Annotated in this window: 25 protein-coding genes and 1 other annotated feature; of the genes, 17 read left to right on the forward strand and 8 right to left on the reverse strand. The window is 27.0% G+C overall.

Features of this window, described 5'->3' with window-relative positions; translation table 11 throughout:
- The 3 genes from ACLR9T_RS05265 to ACLR9T_RS05275 all read left to right on the forward strand — a co-directional run.
- On the forward strand, positions 1–1,012 hold a 1,012-nt coding region (locus ACLR9T_RS05265), incomplete at its 5' end, for a YdcF family protein (RefSeq protein WP_413108485.1).
- A gap of 116 nt (positions 1,013–1,128) precedes the next feature.
- Entirely contained in the window at positions 1,129–1,476 is a 348-nt protein-coding gene (locus ACLR9T_RS05270; protein WP_413108486.1) for a hypothetical protein, read from the forward strand.
- Position 1,477: 1 nt separating this feature from the next.
- Positions 1,478–2,644 (forward strand): cation diffusion facilitator family transporter, encoded by a 1,167-nt coding sequence (locus ACLR9T_RS05275; RefSeq protein ID WP_413108487.1) that lies wholly within the window; start codon positions 1,478–1,480, stop codon positions 2,642–2,644.
- 1,186 nt (positions 2,645–3,830) lie between these two features.
- Here ACLR9T_RS05275 and ACLR9T_RS05280 read toward each other — a convergent pair.
- The 7 genes from ACLR9T_RS05280 to ACLR9T_RS05310 form a co-directional block, all read right to left on the reverse strand.
- Positions 3,831–5,003, reverse strand: a complete 1,173-nt coding sequence (locus ACLR9T_RS05280; protein ID WP_413108488.1) for an ABC transporter permease — start codon at positions 5,001–5,003, stop codon at positions 3,831–3,833.
- A complete protein-coding gene (locus tag ACLR9T_RS05285; RefSeq protein ID WP_413108489.1) occupies positions 4,996–5,727 on the reverse strand; it encodes an ATP-binding cassette domain-containing protein in 732 nt (243 codons plus the stop codon). The genes ACLR9T_RS05280 and ACLR9T_RS05285 overlap by 8 nt, the downstream gene beginning before the upstream one ends.
- Positions 5,728–5,740: 13 nt before the next feature.
- Positions 5,741–6,202: a hypothetical protein gene (locus ACLR9T_RS05290; RefSeq protein ID WP_413108490.1), complete on the reverse strand. Its 462-nt coding sequence runs from the start codon at positions 6,200–6,202 to the stop codon at positions 5,741–5,743.
- A complete protein-coding gene (locus ACLR9T_RS05295) occupies positions 6,189–6,404 on the reverse strand; it encodes a helix-turn-helix transcriptional regulator (protein WP_413108491.1) in 216 nt (71 codons plus the stop codon). Before ACLR9T_RS05295 ends, ACLR9T_RS05290 begins: the two co-directional genes overlap by 14 nt.
- 67 nt (positions 6,405–6,471) lie before the next feature.
- Positions 6,472–6,939, reverse strand: coding sequence for a hypothetical protein (locus ACLR9T_RS05300; protein WP_413108492.1), 468 nt, complete (start codon positions 6,937–6,939; stop codon positions 6,472–6,474).
- Complete coding sequence (locus ACLR9T_RS05305; RefSeq protein WP_413108493.1) at positions 6,932–7,141, reverse strand: helix-turn-helix transcriptional regulator; 210 nt, start codon at positions 7,139–7,141, stop codon at positions 6,932–6,934. Before ACLR9T_RS05305 ends, ACLR9T_RS05300 begins: the two co-directional genes overlap by 8 nt.
- A 105-nt stretch (positions 7,142–7,246) precedes the next feature.
- On the reverse strand, positions 7,247–7,528 hold the full coding sequence (locus ACLR9T_RS05310; protein WP_413108494.1) for a nucleotide pyrophosphohydrolase: 282 nt from the start codon (positions 7,526–7,528) through the stop codon (positions 7,247–7,249).
- Positions 7,529–7,697: 169 nt separating this feature from the next.
- Positions 7,698–7,928: a binding site (T-box leader), on the forward strand.
- A 34-nt stretch (positions 7,929–7,962) separates the two neighbouring features.
- Here ACLR9T_RS05310 and ACLR9T_RS05315 point away from each other — a divergent pair.
- The 9 genes from ACLR9T_RS05315 (at position 7,963) to ACLR9T_RS05355 (ending at position 13,211) form a co-directional block, all read left to right on the forward strand.
- Entirely contained in the window at positions 7,963–8,967 is a 1,005-nt protein-coding gene (locus ACLR9T_RS05315) for a methionine ABC transporter ATP-binding protein (protein WP_413108495.1), read from the forward strand.
- Complete coding sequence (locus ACLR9T_RS05320; RefSeq protein ID WP_413108496.1) at positions 8,968–9,633, forward strand: methionine ABC transporter permease; 666 nt, start codon at positions 8,968–8,970, stop codon at positions 9,631–9,633.
- 8 nt (positions 9,634–9,641) lie between these two features.
- Positions 9,642–10,463 (forward strand): MetQ/NlpA family ABC transporter substrate-binding protein, encoded by an 822-nt coding sequence (locus ACLR9T_RS05325; protein WP_413108497.1) that lies wholly within the window; start codon positions 9,642–9,644, stop codon positions 10,461–10,463.
- Positions 10,464–10,544: 81 nt separating this feature from the next.
- Complete coding sequence (locus ACLR9T_RS05330; RefSeq protein ID WP_413108498.1) at positions 10,545–10,895, forward strand: inorganic diphosphatase; 351 nt, start codon at positions 10,545–10,547, stop codon at positions 10,893–10,895.
- Between the two features lie 2 nt (positions 10,896–10,897).
- Entirely contained in the window at positions 10,898–11,245 is a 348-nt protein-coding gene (locus ACLR9T_RS05335; RefSeq protein WP_413108499.1) for an iron chaperone, read from the forward strand.
- Positions 11,238–11,669 carry a GNAT family N-acetyltransferase gene (locus ACLR9T_RS05340; protein WP_413108500.1) on the forward strand — a complete coding sequence of 144 codons (432 nt, stop codon included), beginning with the start codon at positions 11,238–11,240 and terminating at the stop codon, positions 11,667–11,669. Before ACLR9T_RS05335 ends, ACLR9T_RS05340 begins: the two co-directional genes overlap by 8 nt.
- Positions 11,656–12,198: a DUF3795 domain-containing protein gene (locus ACLR9T_RS05345; protein ID WP_413108501.1), complete on the forward strand. Its 543-nt coding sequence runs from the start codon at positions 11,656–11,658 to the stop codon at positions 12,196–12,198. The genes ACLR9T_RS05340 and ACLR9T_RS05345 overlap by 14 nt, the downstream gene beginning before the upstream one ends.
- Positions 12,199–12,258: 60 nt before the next feature.
- Positions 12,259–12,681, forward strand: a complete 423-nt coding sequence (locus ACLR9T_RS05350; protein WP_413108502.1) for a VOC family protein — start codon at positions 12,259–12,261, stop codon at positions 12,679–12,681.
- A gap of 302 nt (positions 12,682–12,983) precedes the next feature.
- Positions 12,984–13,211 carry a hypothetical protein gene (locus ACLR9T_RS05355; protein WP_413108503.1) on the forward strand — a complete coding sequence of 76 codons (228 nt, stop codon included), beginning with the start codon at positions 12,984–12,986 and terminating at the stop codon, positions 13,209–13,211.
- A 503-nt stretch (positions 13,212–13,714) separates the two neighbouring features.
- Here ACLR9T_RS05355 and ACLR9T_RS05360 read toward each other — a convergent pair.
- Positions 13,715–13,969 carry a TfoX/Sxy family DNA transformation protein gene (locus tag ACLR9T_RS05360; protein WP_413108504.1) on the reverse strand — a complete coding sequence of 85 codons (255 nt, stop codon included), beginning with the start codon at positions 13,967–13,969 and terminating at the stop codon, positions 13,715–13,717.
- Positions 13,970–14,319: 350 nt separating this feature from the next.
- Between ACLR9T_RS05360 and ACLR9T_RS05365 the strand changes: the two genes are divergently transcribed.
- The 5 genes from ACLR9T_RS05365 to ACLR9T_RS05385 all read left to right on the forward strand — a co-directional run bounded on the left by ACLR9T_RS05365 (position 14,320) and on the right by ACLR9T_RS05385 (position 17,191).
- A complete protein-coding gene (locus ACLR9T_RS05365) occupies positions 14,320–14,460 on the forward strand; it encodes a hypothetical protein (RefSeq protein WP_413108505.1) in 141 nt (46 codons plus the stop codon).
- A gap of 151 nt (positions 14,461–14,611) precedes the next feature.
- Positions 14,612–14,776: a hypothetical protein gene (locus tag ACLR9T_RS05370; protein WP_413108506.1), complete on the forward strand. Its 165-nt coding sequence runs from the start codon at positions 14,612–14,614 to the stop codon at positions 14,774–14,776.
- On the forward strand, positions 14,757–15,398 hold the full coding sequence (locus ACLR9T_RS05375) for a DUF998 domain-containing protein (RefSeq protein ID WP_413108507.1): 642 nt from the start codon (positions 14,757–14,759) through the stop codon (positions 15,396–15,398). The genes ACLR9T_RS05370 and ACLR9T_RS05375 overlap by 20 nt, the downstream gene beginning before the upstream one ends.
- A 114-nt stretch (positions 15,399–15,512) precedes the next feature.
- Positions 15,513–16,289: an HAD-IIB family hydrolase gene (locus ACLR9T_RS05380; protein WP_413108508.1), complete on the forward strand. Its 777-nt coding sequence runs from the start codon at positions 15,513–15,515 to the stop codon at positions 16,287–16,289.
- Positions 16,289–17,191 (forward strand): helix-turn-helix transcriptional regulator, encoded by a 903-nt coding sequence (locus tag ACLR9T_RS05385; RefSeq protein ID WP_413108509.1) that lies wholly within the window; start codon positions 16,289–16,291, stop codon positions 17,189–17,191. The genes ACLR9T_RS05380 and ACLR9T_RS05385 overlap by 1 nt, the downstream gene beginning before the upstream one ends.
- Positions 17,192–18,055 lie beyond the last annotated feature (864 nt).

Below are 18,055 nucleotides of genomic sequence, written 5' to 3' on the forward strand. Positions count from 1 at the left end.
TCATGCTAACACTGGTGAAGCTTGGGAAAAAATCATGAACTATTGGATCTACGTTAATAAAGACATGGTTGTAAATCGTGATGTTGTTCCTGATGGGTTAGTTAATGATAATAGTTTATGTTTTGTAGTATTAGGTTTTCAGTTAAATCCTGATGGTACTATGAAGGACGAGTTGATTGGACGATTAAGTGTTGCTCTTGCTAGTGCGAAGAAATATCCTAATGCATATGTAGCTTGTACAGGTGGTGGAACAGCTGCTGATAATCCAGATGCTACAGAGGCCGATTTAATGGCGGAATGGCTAATTGCTAATGGACTTTCTGCTGATCGGATAATTATTGAAAATAAATCAAAAAGTACAGTTGAAAATGCAAAGTTTACATATGCGATTTTAAGAAGTTCATTTCCACAAATTAAATCGATTGCAATGATTACTAGTGATTATCATGTACCACGTGGTTGTGTTTTATATAATTCACAATTATTACTTTCTGCTTATGAAGCAGGGGATCAATTACTAACGATTGTTAGTAATGCTGGATTTACTACTGGTACACAAGGTTATGAGTCATTTGAGTTACAAGCAAATGGTGTTAGTCAAATTGCTGGAGTTAAAATTTCTCAGGAAGATTTACCATTATCAGTTTTACAAAATCTTACGATTGAAGGCAATAGTGAATATAAAAAGGGTGAGATTTTAGATATTAAAGTTATTGCTAGTTATGATAGTGGTTATAAGCGAGATGTGACTGAGTTATCAAATATTAGTGGATATGATGCAGATAAATTAGGAAAACAAACTGTTAAAGCTGTTTATTTAGAAAATGGTATTGAAAAAATAGCAGAGTTTGATATAAATGTAAGTTTAGAAACTAAACCGATTGTTCCACCTAAAGATGATATTAAGACTGCCGTTAAGACTGGTGATTGTCTTGATTATATGGGTTATTTTGGAGTGATGATAGTTTCTTTAGGAATCTTTGTTATTTCTAAAAAAAGGATATTTAATTAAAAGGTTAATGATCAGTTAAAGCTGATCATTTTCTTTATTTAGAAATATTTCAAATAATTGTCATATTGTTATTGGGTTTATGATATAATGGGTACTATATATTTGGAGGTAAAGACATGGAATTATACAATAAAGAATTATTAAAAAGTTTAAAGGATACTGTAGATGATAGTGGATACTATATGCCTAAAGTACTTTTTAGTGGTAGTAAGTTTGGAAATGTACGATTAGAAACTAAACTAGCTTATGTAGCTTTGTTAGATACATTATTAAAAAAACCTGTTTATAATCAAGAAAATTTGGCTTTATTAAAGATTGATAATCCGGTAATTGGGCAAACATTAGCTATTTTAGCTAATAAAGAAGTTAATCAAGAGAAAGTTGCTAAGTATTTAGATGAATTAATTGAAGCTAATTTAATTGAAATTAATAAAAAAGATATTTATATATATCATTTAGATTAAAATGTTTAAATTTTTAGCAAAGAAATTTATTAAAAATAATACTGAATTTAATAACTCTAAAGTAAGAGAACAATATGGCACACTTTGTTCGATTGTATCGATTGGGTGTAATATTGTTTTAGTTATTTTTAAACTTACAATGGGAGCTATTACACACAGTATTGCTATTCAAGCAGATGGATTAAATAATTTATCTGATGTAGGTAGTAATTTAGCTTCATTATTTGGTTTTAAACTTGCAAATAAACATCCTGATATTGAACATCCTTATGGACATGGACGAATTGAATATGTAGCAGGTCTAATTATTGCATTTTTAATTCTATTAGTTGGTTTTCAAGCTTTACGAGATTCAATTTTTAAAATAGTTGATCCTGAGAAAGTTAATTTTACAATTGTTGCAGTTATTATTTTAGTTGTTTCAATTTTAATCAAACTATGGATGGCAGCTTTTAATCGCTATGCTTCAAAAAATATCAACTCAGCAACACTATTAGCAGCTAGTCAAGATAGTTTAAATGACGTTTTAGCAACTTCAGCAACTTTAATATCTCTAATTTTATCACTATATACTGATTTACCAATAGATGGAATAATGGGAGCCATTGTTTCAGCCATTGTTTTAAAAGCAGGAATTGGAATCTTTAAAGATACTGTAGATCCCTTATTAGGAATGGCACCAGATAAAGAATTAATTAAAGAACTTGAGGAGTATGTTTTATCATATCCTGAAGCTTTAGGAATTCATGATTTAATGATGCATGATTATGGACCCGGTAGAAGATTTTTAACATTGCATGTAGAAGTTGATTGTAATGAAAATATTATGGCAACACATGATGCAATGGATAGAATCGAAAGAGCAGTTTTAGATAAGTATCATATTTTAACAACTATTCATATGGATCCAATCGATTCTAGTGATGCTTTGACTAATGAATTAAAAGAGATTGTAATAGGAGTTGTTAAAGAAATAAATGATGAATATAGTATCCATGATTTTAGAATTGTTTCAGGACCAACTCATACTAATTTGATTTTTGATGTATTAATTCCTTCTAATGATCAAATAAAACATAAGGTATTGAAAGAACAAATAAATGAAAGATTAAAGGCTATTGATCCTAGTTATTTTACAGTAATGCAGATTGAACATAGTTTTGTATAAAAAATAAAAAAATCAGAAATTTCACAAAAGTGTAAAATCTGATTTTTTATTTACTATTATATGCATTATAGAGGTTAGAATTTTGAATATATAAATATTTAAATAAAATCTATACTATTAATAAATTCATGTTTTTCTATCTAATATAAAATGTTTAAATATATTCATCATAATTAAAACGGTAATTAAAATACTTAGAAGCTTCCTGCAACAAGCAATGTGGTATCTTTATTAAGTAGTTTTACTTTATATACAAAGCTAACTGTTTATACTCATCTTGTTTAACTTGATTTTTCATAGACTCTTGGATTACATTTTTGTTATTATGTTTTCCAACAGTTGAAACTTATGCCAATAAAACACTTATAAACTGTGATTTTATCATTACTTGTTATTTGATTTATCGGCATAAAATAGTTGTAATTATCTCAAGGAGATGATTATATATGAACAATTTTAAAGTTCTTGCAAAAGATATGAAAGTAAAGATAAAAACATTTTTATGATTATCATAATAAGGAGCTATTGCGTTATGATGGTATTGTAAAAATTATTAATTCTTTGATGGAAAAAGAAGAATGAATATTTTCTTTTGAAATTTATAGCTGTTGGCTAGATGAATGTACTTTTAAATTCGCTAAATGTACTATCTAAAGATATAGAAGAATTATTTATTAAACGATAATTATTATGGAACTCTTGATAAGGGGAAAGTATATCCAACCAATTTATGCTTGACTCCAACATCTGATATATTCGTTTAAAGTTATTTATGAGTATCAAAAATTCATGGATGTAGAAGGATATTTAAATAAAACTTTAATTTGTAAATTACATGACGCCCTTTATTTTCTTGCTTATCTTGAAGAAATTGATATGCATGATTTTAATAAGTTAAACAACCAGATATTATTAAATTATTTGTTGTCCATTCACTTTAAAAACAGAAAATCAAGTAGAATAACTGGTTTAAGAAAGTTTATTATATAAGTGTCAAACTAAAAGGCTCTATTATTACTGTTAAGATAACAGTTTAATAGAGCTGTAGTTATTTCAGTTCTTCCTTTTTAATTGGTAGTTTCATTTTATATGACTGATTCACTATTTCCTAGAGTTTATTGATTTGACGCTTACCATAATAAAATGAAAGCGGGATTTATTAGAATTATATCATTAGGTAATAACTCTAAGCTCTAAAAATTACTTCTTCTTTTTCATACATCATCTTTGCACCAATCATAGCGATTATTACATATACTACTGACCAGCCAATTGTCATATATAAATGTGTATAGTTTAATTGATTAAAAATGATTTCTTTAATTACAATAACTACATTCAAAATTGGAATATTCATCATTGCCATTGAAACAGAACTTGGTTCCATGTACATAGTAATTACTGAAAGTAATACAGGAATTAAAGTAACGGGTGTTAAATACGTATTAGCCTCTTTTAATGAACGAGCATATGTTGAAACTAATAACATTACTGCAGAGATAAAAATCACATATAATACAGCTAATAAAACAATTAATAACATACTTTGAATTGATAGATCAATCGTAATAGCCATAGTATCACTCATTCCAAATTTAAAGGCTAATAGTAACCCCACAGCAGATAGGATCGATGTAATACTTCCAAACGTAGCTGTAACGATCAGCTTGCCAATTAAAATAGAACTTCTTGATATACTGGTAGAAAGCAATGGTTCTAAAGTTCCACGCTCTTTTTCACCAGCTCCTAAATCAGTAGCAATTGGAACGATTCCGGAACCAGAATAGCCAATAATCATCATTGGAATCAACATCCCTAACATCATTAATGACATACTGTCAGCTTCTTCATCTTTAGCATGCTCATTATAAGTAAAAGGTTGTAGTATTTTACTTGAGAGATTATTTGCTTCTAAATATGAGGCTAAATAGCTGTTTTGGTAGTTGCTAAACATTGTTTGCACTGTGCTAATAGCGGTCATTGCACGCTGAGATGTAGTATCATAATATAGGTCTACCTCTGGGGTCGTACCTTTTATTAATGATTCATTTATATCTTTTGCAACAATGTATGCTGTAATTTTACCATCATAAGCTTCATTGATAGGGTCTTTACTATTAACAAGTTCATAAATTCCAGCTTCTTCAAAAATAGCTTTTATTTCAGGATTATTTGTATCTAAAACAATTTTATATTTATTATCTTCGCTTGGAGCAGCCATATCCCCAACAGATGAAAAGATAAAAGTAAAGATTAAAGGCATAACAACAATAGGAATAACAAAAGTCATTAATAATGTCTTACGATCTCTTAAAATATCTTTAAATTCTTTTTTTACAATTGTCATTATATTATTCATTATTGTCACCTCCAATACATTCAATAAATAATTCTTCTAGATTATCTTTTTGATAATCCTTTTTTAATTGTTCAATTGTACCACTAGCAACAATTTTACCTTTATGAATAATAATAATACGATCACATAATTTTTCAGTTTCATACATATTATGACTAGAAAAAACAATAGCTTTATTTTCTTGTTTACACTTTAAAATAAAATCATGAATTAATTTACTTGATAAAACATCCAAACCTGTTGTCGGTTCATCAAATAACATAACATCAGGATGATGGATAATACTACGAGCCAAAGAGACTTTTTGTTTCATCCCCCGACTGTATTTTCCTACCGGACGATCAATATAGTCGACCATTTCTAAATCACGAGCGATTTGATCAACTGCTTGTTTAGCTTCATCATCATTCATACCGTTTAATTTAGCAAAATAAGTCATATTTTCGCGTCCTGTTAAACGATCATATAAAGCAACATCGCCACCAAATAAGATCCCAATTCTTTCCCTAATTTTACTAGGATTATCAATAATATTATAATCATCGATAATTGCGTTTCCGCTAGTTGGTTTCAACATCGTTGCTACCATTCGTAATGTCGTTGTTTTACCAGCGCCATTTTCACCAAGCAAACCAATGATTTCTCCTGGATTAACTTCAAAAGAAACATTTTCAACGGCATTTACCTTTTTAAATGTCTTGGTTAAATTTTCAACTCTTAACATTTTCTTCCCTCCATTAATTATCATCTTCTTGATGATAATGATTATAGATAACTTTAATTACATAGGCGATAAAAATAATGATATAAAATGAGGTGAATATTAATTCACAGCCAACTACAGAAAGCTGATTATTAATAATCAGCGGATTTCCTTGAAAAACCAGCATAGTATAGTATCCAAAAAAACCAACCCCATATATTCCTGATAAAATAAATAAGATTCGATAACGGGGTTTAGTTAGGGGATATATCTCATAATAGATCATCGAGACAATACAATATGTTAAACTAATAAAAAGAGCAATTAAATATTCCCAATCATTAATAAGAGGATCGAAATCAAACATCTCTTGACTAAAGAACAGAGCAACTATTATAAAACTCAAAATAGAAAAACTTTTAAAATAGATGTTCCCCCTAATTTTTAATTCTCGTTCATCAAGTTTGCATTTAAATAATGATTTAAATTTCTTCATCAATAATATCCTCCCAAAACAATTCATCTAAGCTTTTATTCAAAACTTTACAAATCTTGATACAAAGCTTAACAGTAGGATTATAATCGCCTTTTTCGATGGCGTTCATTGTTTGACGTGATACGCCTACCGCATCGGCTAAATCTTTTTGAGTCATATCTAAAGCAGCTCGAGCTGCTTTGATTCTTAAATTTTTAGCCATCTTATCACCTCAAATATATAGTAATCTATAATTGTTATAATGTCAAATATATATTACTTTTTGTCAATTAATACTTTTTATTATAATACAAATATAAACAACCACGAATAATTAAAATAATAAAGATACAAGTAATGATTCCTAATAATAGATCGAAGCTATATAATGGAGCTATTACGGATACTAATGCCATACTAGTTATTTCTATAGTAAATACAGAATTATTGCCAACTTTATCATATATAAATAGTTTTCTTTCATCATGATCATTTATATATTTATTAATTAATTTAGTTTCATTTTTTACTAAAAAAAAGTTAGAAACTAAATTGATACAAGGAAATACAAATAACGAGCATGATAAACCAGCTTGATAACCGCGGACAAAGTCTTTGTAATGCTCATTGGTCGAATTAACAGTTAAAACATTATTAAAAAATAGAATAATTAATATTAATGAAGCAACCATTAAAGCAATCATATAATAATTTGTTTTTTTTAAATCTTCACGAGCTAAAATAATTCTTTTATCCATTAATAATCTCCTCCTCAAAGTCAAATACATCTTCAATCATTAAATCAAAATATTTAGCTATTTTATATGCTAAAATCAACGAGGCAGTATATTTGCCTACCTCAATTGAGGTAATTGTCTGTCGGGTTACCCCGACAGACCTTGCTAATTCCTCCTGAGAAATTTTTCTAGCTTTTCTAAGTTCAGGAATTCTAGTTTTCATCGTACCACTCCTTAGTTGCAAAGCTTGCTTTACATATAAAGTATAGTTAACTTTGCATGTTTTGTCAAGTTAACTTTGCAAAATAAAAAATTCATCATCGATGAATTAATTTTTAACTGGATATTTTTTAGTATTTTTAATAAGTTTTTCAGTGATGATTTTATCAGTATCAAGATTTAATGAGTAGGCTAATTGAAAACAATAAATCATTACATCAGCTAATTCTTCACTGATTTTATCTCTGTCATATTCATTATTCCATTGAATACATTCAAGTAGTTCACCTGCTTCAATAGCAATACTTTTAATTAAACTATCAGGATGCTCTAATTGATCCCATTTACGTGCTTGAACAAATTCAATTATTTTATTTTCTATTTCTTTCATAAGGACCTCCTGATAATAATTATATAAAGATATTATCTTAATTCAAGTAATTTGAATAAATGATGATTTAAATGGGGATAAATAAGTTAATAAAAACAACCATAGTAAAATAGTAGGAATTATTTTAAAATTATTCTTGACTTTTTAAATATATTTGGTTAATATAATTCCAACGACAATGAAAAGAAGAGTAGTTCATGGTAGCTTGATAGAGAATCCTTGGGTGGTGGAAAAGGATAAGTGAATGTGGATGAAGATGGTCTTGGAGTCTTATAGGCGATATTTAGTCTATGACGGGTGTGCCCGTTAGCGCGCTAGAGTATGATAGTACTCGAAGAGGTTATTACTGTGAGGTAATAATGAATTAAGGTGGTAACACGGGTTATAACTCGTCCTTTGTAGAGGACGGGTTTTTATATTTTAAGGAGGGTTTTATGATTGAGATTAAACGAGTTAGTAAAGTATATCGATTAAAAAGTCGAGAGGTAATAGCTGTTGATGATGTCTCATTAACTATTGAAGATGGTGATATCTATGGAATAATTGGTTATAGTGGAGCAGGTAAATCAACGTTAGTACGTTTGATTAATCAACTAGAAATTCAAGATAGTGGAAAGATTTTTATTGATAATCAAAATCTAGGAGATTTATCTTCAAATGAACTTAGAAAATTAAGAACTAAAATAGGCATGATATTTCAGCATTTTAATTTATTATGGTCACGGACAGTTAGTGAAAATATAGAATTAGCTTTAGAAATTGCAGGTAATAAAGATAAACAGATACGTCAAAGTAAAGTTCAAGAATTAATTAAACTGGTTGGATTAACTGGTCGTGAAAATGCTTATCCTAGTGAATTATCGGGCGGGCAAAAACAACGGGTTGGAATTGCTCGGGCTTTAGCCAATGATCCGAAGATTCTTTTATGTGATGAAGCGACTAGTGCTTTGGATCCTGACACAACTAAATCAATCTTAGATTTATTATCAGAAATAAATAAAAAGTTAAAAATAACAATAATTATGATTACTCATCAAATGGAAGTTGTACAAAAAATATGTAATCATATTGCTGTTATGTCTGAGGGAAAGGTAATTGAAACTGGTACTGTCAAAGAAATATTTACTGCTCCTAAACATTCGGTGACTAAAAGCTTTGTTCAGGAAGTAAAAGGTCATAATGATTTTAATGAAGAAATATTAAAACAAATTTATTCTCAAGGAGAGTTGTTAAAAGTTATTTTTGATGAGAAAGTAAGTCGTCAATCGGTTTTAACAAAGGTAATTAGAGAATGTGATGCAGATATTAATGTTATTGAAGCAAATTTAAATAATACGATTGACAGTTCATTTGGGATTATGATCTTACAAGTAATTGGAGACTATCAAATAGTAAAAACATTATTTGAAAAATATTTGACTAAAGTAGAGGTGATGTAAATGAGTAATATTTTAGAAAATATTGATATTAATATGATGGTTAATGCTTTAAATGAAACATTATTTATGACATTTATATCTTTGATTTTTGCAGTAATTATTGGATTAATTTTGGGAATCACAATTTATTTGACACAAGAAGATGGTTTATATCCTAATTCATTTGTTAATAAAGTTTTAAATTTAATTGTTAATGTGTTAAGAGCGATCCCATATATAATTTTATTGATCTTGTTATTACCATTAACAACAACTTTAGTAGGATCAATGATTGGAGCAAAGGCGGCATTGCCTTCGTTAATCTTATCTAGTGCACCATTTTATGGCAGAATGGTAATGATTGCTCTTAATGAAGTTGATAGTGGTACAATTGAGGCGAGTAAGGCAATGGGAGCGAATAATTGGCAAATTATTATTAAAATATTAATTCCTGAAGCCAAACCGGCGCTGATTTCATCAATTACAGTTATGGGGATATCATTAGTTGGTTATACTGCGATGGCTGGAGCTATTGGAGCAGGAGGATTAGGAAATTTAGCATATTTATATGGAATGGTTAGAAATAATAACTATATAATGTATACAGCAACAATTTTAATATTAATTATTGTGTTTATTATTCAGTTTATTGGAGATTATTTTGTTAGAAAGATAGATAAGAGGTAGGAAAAATTATGAAAAAATTATTTACTGGAATTATTAGTTTATTATTAGCAATTACATTAACTGCATGTGGTGGAAGTGGAGAACGTGATAAAAACACTTTATTAGTGGCTGCAACTTCAAAACCTCATGGAGATATTTTAACTGAAGCAAAATCAATTTTAAAAGATGAATATAATATTGATTTAGAAATAAAGATTTTAGATGATTATTATATTATTAATAAGTCATTAAATAATGGTGATGTAGATGCAAATTTTTTTCAACATATTCCATTTTTTGAAAATGATATTGAAGAGAATGATTATAATTTAGTTAATGCAGGTGGAGTACATATTGAACCATTTGGTTTCTACTCAAAACAAATTAAAGATTTAAAAGAATTAAAGAAAAATGATGTGATCGTTATTTCTAATTCAGTTGCAGATCATGGTCGTGTATTAGCAATCTTAGAAGAAGCTGGTGTGATTGAATTAGATAGCAAGGTTAAAGTACAAAATGCAACTATTGAAGATATTAAATCAAATCCTTTAAATTTACAATTTAAAGAAATTAAACCAGAGATTTTAACAAGTGCTTATGAAAACAATGAAGGTGCATTAGTAGCAATTAATGGAAACTATGCAATTGATGCTGGTTTAAATCCAACTAAAGATGCTATAATTCTAGAATCAGCTGATGAAAGTAACCCATATGTAAATATTGTAGCATGTAAAAAAGGTCATGAAAAAGATGAGAAAATTAAAGCTTTAGTTAAAGTGTTAAAATCTGATAAAATCAAAAAGTTTATAACAGATACTTACAATGATGGTTCTGTAATTCCTGTTGAGTAAAGATGCTAAGTGTAGCATCTTTTTATAGTTAAATTGCATATCTAAATAAAATCACTTATAATTAAAATAAGGAGAAGAAAAATGCAAAAAGTAGAAGCAGTAGATTATCTAAATCAAGAGATTAATATAATAATTGATCGACCATTAGGGTCAAGACATCCTAAACATAATTTTATATATTTGCTTAATTATGGATATGTACCAGAAACGATTAGTGGAGACGGTGAAGAATTAGATGCTTATTTACTGGGTGTTTTTGAGCCAGTTGAAAATTATACAGGTAAAGTAATAGCAGTAATAAAAAGAATCAATGATAATGATGATAAATTGATTGTTGTGCCTAAAGGTACTAATTATAATAATGAACAAATTAGAGCTTTGACAGAGTTTCAAGAAAGATTTTTTATTTCGGAAATAATTAAGGGGTATTAAATATGACTAAAACAGTAGATGAATATATTGATAGTTTTCCAAATAATATTAAGGAAAAATTAATTTGTTTAAGAAAAATTGTTATTGAAAATGCTCCTGATGCAAAAGAATGTATATCTTGGGGAGTACCGACTTATAATCTAAAAGGTTTTCTAGTTCAGTTTGCTGCTTATAAAAAACATCTTGGATTTTATACTTCACCAGCGACGCTCACATGCTTTCAAGAACAATTAAAAGTTTATAAAACTAATTCTAAAAATACCGTTCAATTACCGATAGATCAAGAGTTACCTGTTAATTTAATTAAAGAAATGGTATTATTTAAAGTTAAGGAAAATAACGGTGATTAGAGAATTTAAAGTTATAGATATTGATAGAATTATGCAGTTATGGTTAGAGGTTAATCTTGATGCTCATTATTTTATTGATGAAAATTATTGGTTAAAGTACTATGAAGAAGTTAAACAAATGATTTTGGATACAGATATATATGTTTATGAAGTAAATTATATGGTACTAGGTTTTATAGGAGTAGTTGATAATTATATAGCAGGTATTTTTGTTGATAAGAATTACCGTTGTCAAAATGTTGGTCATCAACTGATCAACTATATAAAAGAAGATCATAGATATTTAACTTTGTCAGTTTATCAAAAAAATCAAAAAGCAGTAAATTTTTATATAAAAGAAAAGTTTAAGATTATTAAAGAACAGATTGATTTAGATACTAATGAAATAGAATTAATAATGGAGTATAATCATGAAAGAATATAATCGAAAGAACCATTTATTTTCCTTATGTGGTTTATCATGTAATTTATGTGTAATGTATATAGGTGGGTATTGTCCTGGATGTGGTAATAATAATCATTCTTGTCGTTTGAAAAAATGTGCAATTAATCATCAGCAAATTGAATATTGTAATCAATGTCGTGAATTTCCTTGTCATGAATATGAGAGAATCAATGAATATGATTCTTTTATTACTGGAAGAAATAGATTTAAGGATTTTAATCATTTAAATGAAATTGGTGAAAAAGCTTTTATCAATGAGTTAGAACAAAAAGCTGGTATATTAAAAATATTATTAAATGATTATAATGATGGTAGGAAAAAAACATATTATTGTTTAGCAATAAATTTATTAGAACTTAGTGATATAAAAATAGTAATGAAACAAGTGAAAGAATTAATAAAAGATTCTGATTCATTAAAGGATAAAGCATCTAAATGTGCTTCTTGTTTTGATGAAATGGCAAGAAAAAGAGATATTATTTTAAAATTATATAAAAAAAGAAAGTAAAATAAATATTTCAGTTTAGATTATAGATAATTATATTTATTAAAGATGAGGATAAGATAAATGCAGTTAGCAACAACGTATATATGTGTAAAAGATATTGAAAAGTCGTTATATTTTTATAAAACTTTATTAAATCAAGAACCACTTTATTGTAATGATAATCGTTGGATTACTTTTGATTGTGGTAATTATTTATCACTTTATAATAAACAATATGATTTAAATCTAATTAGAAATAAATTAGAACATAATAAATTTAATCAAATATATATAGAATCTTTATTACAGGAAGAAGTAGGACATAATAATATTGTAGTATTTAATTTTGAAGTAGAGAATCTTAGACAAGAGTATCAAAGGTTAAAGTTTTTACAAATAGGGAAACTTTCTGAAATACATTATGTAAATATTCATATACCATATTGGTATTTTACAATAGAAGACCCTGATGGAAATATATTAGAAGTTACTGGAAATATATGATTACAGTAGGTGATTTGTATAATATTCAACATAAAAGTAAGTATATTTGAGCTAAACAGCTTATATTAGGAATTTTAAGCTCTTTTTTATTAATGATTTATATTTTTTTATTATAATCTTAATATTTTAGTAACAGATATCTAAATGGTTAATTTAGTTGTAATATATATTTGACAAATTATTTTTAAGATTGGGGAAGATATATGCTTAAAGGATAAAGAAAAATTATATTCTTGAAAGCACAAGCCCCTATATTTAACAACTATGAGAGATATTATTATACAAGTTTAGATGAAATATATGTGGATTACATTAATAAATATATAAACTATAATAATTTATTAGATTATAATATTGATACAATATCATCATCAAAACAATTGGAAAAAGAAACACTATCCAAGTATATTGTTGTATTAGGTAACTATATTGAGGAGTTATTAAAATTAGTTGGTGGTAGAATCTGTTTTAAATTAACAGTTTTTTATGTTTGTGATTTTGAAGAAGGACTAGTGTATTTTCAAAATTAAAATTTAAGCAAAATCCTGAATATGCACAAAATAGAATTGTGGAATATGTATCAAGTAATGTTAAAAAGGGAATTTTCATCCCCGAGTTCCTATTAGAGCGATTGTTTATTTTATAAGTAGTTTAGTTGATGAAATTGCTCAGACTTTAGTAAAGACAGTTTTAATAAAAAAATCAAGTAAATAGGGGAGAATTAAATATTATGTTATTTTTAATTATAGGTATTATATTAATAGATTTATTAGTTATCATCATTAATTCATCAGGTAAAATTAAACCATTAAAAGATAAAAAGCAATGTAATTCATGGTTCTATTACTAAAAAAGTTTGGATTGAAATTAAGCAGGGGATGTTTATTCGAGGAGAAGATTACCAAAATCACCCTTACCCATACAAAAATAGGTTGTAAGAAGAGATTTAATAAAAAAAAGCGGGAATACAAAAGGGTTCCATTTTATGGTAATTTTAAGTAATTTAGAGTATTGAAAATTAATAAAAAACTATTTATTTTAGTCTGTCACTATACTTTTTTAAATCACATTTTATCTTATTAGAGAGTTGATTATATTCAATGTTATCAATTGCTCCTTGAAGTGTATATAAATGAACTAGACATATATTTGGATAACGTTCTTTTAGTAAATAGAAAGCTTCTTTACTCCCAGTCTTGACTAAGTCTTCAGCTGAATAAATACCTACAGACATAAGTTTTATTTTCATTTCTTTTCCAATATTCATCATAGATTCTAATTTTGCCATTTTATTATATCCTTTCAAATTTAATTGCATATACAAATACTATATCATAGTTAAATTCATATTACTAACTATCATGATTTGTTTTAAACATACTATTATTAGATAATACTTTTATAAAAGACTATATTTTTCTCATAAATATTAATAGATACTTAGTATAAAACTAATGATTGGTAGTATAATAATTAACTAAAGAGTGGATATTTAGTGAATAAAAAGGAGAAGATTTTACTTACAACTTTTGAGCTTGCTTCAGAAAATGGTTTAGGTTATATTTCATTATCACAGATTGTAAAAAAGTTAATATTCAAAAAGCAAGTTTATATAGTCATTTTTCTTCAAAAGATGATTTGATAAATTGTCTTTATGAATTTTTAAGAGAACGTGTTAAAAATACTAATAACGAACCGATTGATTATGGGAAAATGGTTAGTGGTCAGGATGCACGAGAAGTTTTACATTGTGCAGTAGATAATTATATAAAAATATGAGAATATTTTATAAATTTATTATATCAGAAAGAGTATTCAGTAAAGAGGCAATTAAAATTATGATTACAGAAACAGAAAGAATGATACTTGCAACTAAACAGCTTTTTTATGCAATGCAGATTCATAAAGTTATGAACTTTAAAATATAGATATGGCAGAAATTTCTTTTGCTATGACAATTCATTCATTGATAGATTATCAAAATGATAAAGTATTTGTTGAAGCGTTGGATACAAAGGAGTTAATCAATAAATATATTGATTATTTTTATAAAACATATAATAGGAGAGAATTAAATGAAAAAAACATTGATTAATTGGTTGGGCCTATTAGGGCTTATTAGTTTATTATCTTATATAGCGGCAGTTATTTTTAGTCCTTTAGCATATCCTGATTATAATTGGATGGCACAAGCAGTTAGTGATTTAAGTGCTGCAAATGCACCATCTAAAATGCTATGGAATCAGTTATCATCTCTATATGGGATATGTCAGATGGTTTCAATAATGATGGTTTGTGTATTTGTACAAAATAAATTAACTAAAACACTTCGAATAGGTATTTACTTATTTGCAGTTATGAATTGGATAACTAATATAGGATTTTCCATGTTTCCGTTATCAAATAGCGGTTATGCTGGAAATTTTCAGGATATGATGCATGGTTTTGTAGTAACACCATTAGTTATATTATTTTCAATTGTTTCATTAATTGTAATTATAATAGGCAGTTATCAGTACAAACAATATAAGACACTTGCTAAATGGGCAGCTGCTACACTTTTTTTGATGATTATAGGAGCAGTTGGGGTAGGAATTGCTCCAAATGAATATTTTGGTATTTTTGAACGATTTAGTGTTTTTGCAGTAGCTGGATTTAATGCCGTATTAGGTGTATATTTATTTAAAGGTTTTAACGTAGAGCATATTTGGAAATAAAATTTATAGGTTTATGGAAAAAGCAAAGCCATCTTGCTTTAGATATATTTTTCTTGTTTGGTAAATTAAATAATTTATCAAAATACTATGTTAAGATGGTTTAGGAGGTAAAATATGAAACGTAAATTTTTCTTTTTTGATATAGATGGAACCTTGGCAGTTGGAACACCTGGTAAACAATATATTCCTGAATCAACAAAATTAACTATATCTAAACTCAAGGAAGCTGGTCATTTTTTGGCAATTGCAACAGGGCGCAGTTATGCTATGGCAGTGGATCATATGAAAGAGTTAGGGTTTGAAAATATGGTCAGTGATGGTGGTAATGGAATTACAATTTCTAATAAATTAATTGGAATAGAGCCATTAGACTATGAAAAGTGTTTAATGTTAGTCGATGAGTGTATTGAAAAAAATTATCCTTGGGCTATTTCACCAGACAATAGTAAAAAACGATTAGCACCAGATAAAAGATTTAATGATTTTACTAATGATATCTATATGGATACAATTGTTCAAGAAGGTTTAAATATTCGGGATTTTCAAGAAATTTATAAGGTATATATAGCTTGTTTTGCACCAGAAGAACAGAAGTTAGAAAATTTAAAAAATTTGCCATGGTGTCGTTTTCATAAAGAGTATATTTTTGTTGAACCTGGTGATAAATCTATAGGTATTAAAAAGATGGTAGATTATTTTAATGGGGATTATCAGGATGTAGTAGTTTTCGGAGACGAGAAAAATGATTTGAGTATGTTTAGAGATGAGTGGATAAGTATTGCTATGGGGAATGCTATTGACGAATTAAAACAAAAGGCTGCTTATGTAACTGAGGCTTGTGATGAAGATGGTATTTATAATGCTTGTAAATATTTTGGGTGGATTGATTAATGTCAGTTAGTAGGTTATTTGAAACTTTATATTATTTAGTTGAGCATAAACAAACTACAGCTAAAGAATTAGCGGATTATTTTGAGGTTTCAATTAGAACTATTTATCGTGATTTAGATCGGTTGCTTGCAGCTGGTTTTCCTATCAATACTGTTCAAGGAAATAATGGTGGGATATCAATTGATGAAAGCTTTGTTGTAGAAAAAGCTGCTTTTAATCCAAAAGAACAAGAACAGATTTTAACAGCAATCCAAACTATTGAACATTTACAAGGTACTGATCAAAAATCATTAGTCACAAAATTAACTGCCATGTTTGATCAAGAACAACGTGATTGGATTGAAATAGATTTTAGTACATGGCATCAAGATAATAAACTTAATCATAAATTTGATTTGTTAAAAGAAGCAATCATTAATAATCAGATAGTAGAATTTAATTATATTAATTCTTATGGTGAAAGTTCTAAACGACAAGTATTACCTAATAAATTATTTTTTAAAAGCAATACGTGGTATTTACAAGGATATTGTTTGATTAAATTAGATTATCGAATTTTTAGGTTAACAAGAATCAATGACATAATCTTAACTACTGATAAATTTAATGAAGCAATTAAATCGCCACCTCCAATAACTACATATGATAATCATATCATGATGAAAAAGATTAAGTTAAAATTTAATAAAAGTTTAGGAAGTGTTGTTTTTGATGAGTTTAATAGTGGTGAAATTTTAATAGATCAAGAAGGTAATTATGTTGTGGAAACTAGTGTTTCAGATAATTATTGGTTAATAAGTTTTATTCTTTCATTTGGCAGCCAAATTGAAATAATTGAACCAATTGAATTAAAAGAAAAATTATTAGATGAAATAGAAAAAATAAAAAAAATATATAAATAAAAGTCTTTAAATACTCTAAACTTTATAAAAGTTTGTTATATTATAACTAGTAAATGAAATATAATACTTGACTTGTCATAAAATTTTCATGTATAAAAGCTGGGATTATATTGTGATTTTAAATTATATAAATGTAAGAATTTTAACTGGTTTTCATTAATTGGACAGTTATATTTATATACGTTTAGTAATTTTGAATGAATTCCTGCTTTGTTATGGAATCATTCCATATATTTAAATATTAACTTACATGCTTATATAGTCATTTATTTTATATCTATTTAATCACTTGTTTTGATTATAAAAGATAGATTTAATAAATATATTATTTTAGGAATTTCTTTTATTTAAATAATGTTAATTATATCTTTTGTTGATTCTTGATATTTTGAGGTATAGTGCATTTTGTGGTCATTTTGAATTACTACTGAATTTGCACTTTTTTGTTTTAAGGGGTCTGTGATACTTAATTAATTTATACTTATTGACAAAAGGATAATATCTAACAGCTTTATGTAATTAATCAATGAAATAATCGGTACATAACTAAAAATGCTATAAATATAAAAATTGAGAAACAGAATAAATATTGTATTAAAAATTATTACTCTCAATTTTCTATGCTGGAAAAATATAACTAAGTAAAGAGGAGCGTCGTATAACAAGTATTAGTTATTTAGATTGTAATTGTTTTTAAACACAAAATATGATATATTCTAAAAGATGATGCACTTAGATAAATATATTCTTTTACTATAGTATAATATCTTATGTGAACACAACATAATTATAAATTGAAGATAGAAAATTTTAATTATAAAAAAGTAATTAAAAACACCAATCTAAAAATTTAAGAAGAGAATT

Source organism: Thomasclavelia sp. (assembly GCF_047249845.1).
GTDB lineage: Bacteria > Bacillota_I > Bacilli_A > Erysipelotrichales > Coprobacillaceae > Thomasclavelia.

Coding starts and splice junctions, on each gene's coding strand:
- ACLR9T_RS05360 (WP_413108504.1), bottom strand. CDS start 13,969: ATGGCAAAATTAGAATCTATGATGAATATTGGAAAAGAAATGAAAATA.
- ACLR9T_RS05275 (WP_413108487.1), top strand. CDS start 1,478: ATGTTTAAATTTTTAGCAAAGAAATTTATTAAAAATAATACTGAATTT.
- ACLR9T_RS05380 (WP_413108508.1), top strand. CDS start 15,513: ATGAAACGTAAATTTTTCTTTTTTGATATAGATGGAACCTTGGCAGTT.
- ACLR9T_RS05300 (WP_413108492.1), bottom strand. CDS start 6,939: ATGGATAAAAGAATTATTTTAGCTCGTGAAGATTTAAAAAAAACAAAT.
- ACLR9T_RS05385 (WP_413108509.1), top strand. CDS start 16,289: ATGTCAGTTAGTAGGTTATTTGAAACTTTATATTATTTAGTTGAGCAT.
- ACLR9T_RS05280 (WP_413108488.1), bottom strand. CDS start 5,003: ATGAATAATATAATGACAATTGTAAAAAAAGAATTTAAAGATATTTTA.
- ACLR9T_RS05345 (WP_413108501.1), top strand. CDS start 11,656: ATGAAAGAATATAATCGAAAGAACCATTTATTTTCCTTATGTGGTTTA.
- ACLR9T_RS05295 (WP_413108491.1), bottom strand. CDS start 6,404: ATGGCTAAAAATTTAAGAATCAAAGCAGCTCGAGCTGCTTTAGATATG.
- ACLR9T_RS05305 (WP_413108493.1), bottom strand. CDS start 7,141: ATGAAAACTAGAATTCCTGAACTTAGAAAAGCTAGAAAAATTTCTCAG.
- ACLR9T_RS05325 (WP_413108497.1), top strand. CDS start 9,642: ATGAAAAAATTATTTACTGGAATTATTAGTTTATTATTAGCAATTACA.
- ACLR9T_RS05285 (WP_413108489.1), bottom strand. CDS start 5,727: ATGTTAAGAGTTGAAAATTTAACCAAGACATTTAAAAAGGTAAATGCC.
- ACLR9T_RS05290 (WP_413108490.1), bottom strand. CDS start 6,202: ATGAAGAAATTTAAATCATTATTTAAATGCAAACTTGATGAACGAGAA.
- ACLR9T_RS05350 (WP_413108502.1), top strand. CDS start 12,259: ATGCAGTTAGCAACAACGTATATATGTGTAAAAGATATTGAAAAGTCG.
- ACLR9T_RS05370 (WP_413108506.1), top strand. CDS start 14,612: ATGGCAGAAATTTCTTTTGCTATGACAATTCATTCATTGATAGATTAT.
- ACLR9T_RS05330 (WP_413108498.1), top strand. CDS start 10,545: ATGCAAAAAGTAGAAGCAGTAGATTATCTAAATCAAGAGATTAATATA.
- ACLR9T_RS05375 (WP_413108507.1), top strand. CDS start 14,757: ATGAAAAAAACATTGATTAATTGGTTGGGCCTATTAGGGCTTATTAGT.
- ACLR9T_RS05335 (WP_413108499.1), top strand. CDS start 10,898: ATGACTAAAACAGTAGATGAATATATTGATAGTTTTCCAAATAATATT.
- ACLR9T_RS05270 (WP_413108486.1), top strand. CDS start 1,129: ATGGAATTATACAATAAAGAATTATTAAAAAGTTTAAAGGATACTGTA.
- ACLR9T_RS05320 (WP_413108496.1), top strand. CDS start 8,968: ATGAGTAATATTTTAGAAAATATTGATATTAATATGATGGTTAATGCT.
- ACLR9T_RS05315 (WP_413108495.1), top strand. CDS start 7,963: ATGATTGAGATTAAACGAGTTAGTAAAGTATATCGATTAAAAAGTCGA.
- ACLR9T_RS05310 (WP_413108494.1), bottom strand. CDS start 7,528: ATGAAAGAAATAGAAAATAAAATAATTGAATTTGTTCAAGCACGTAAA.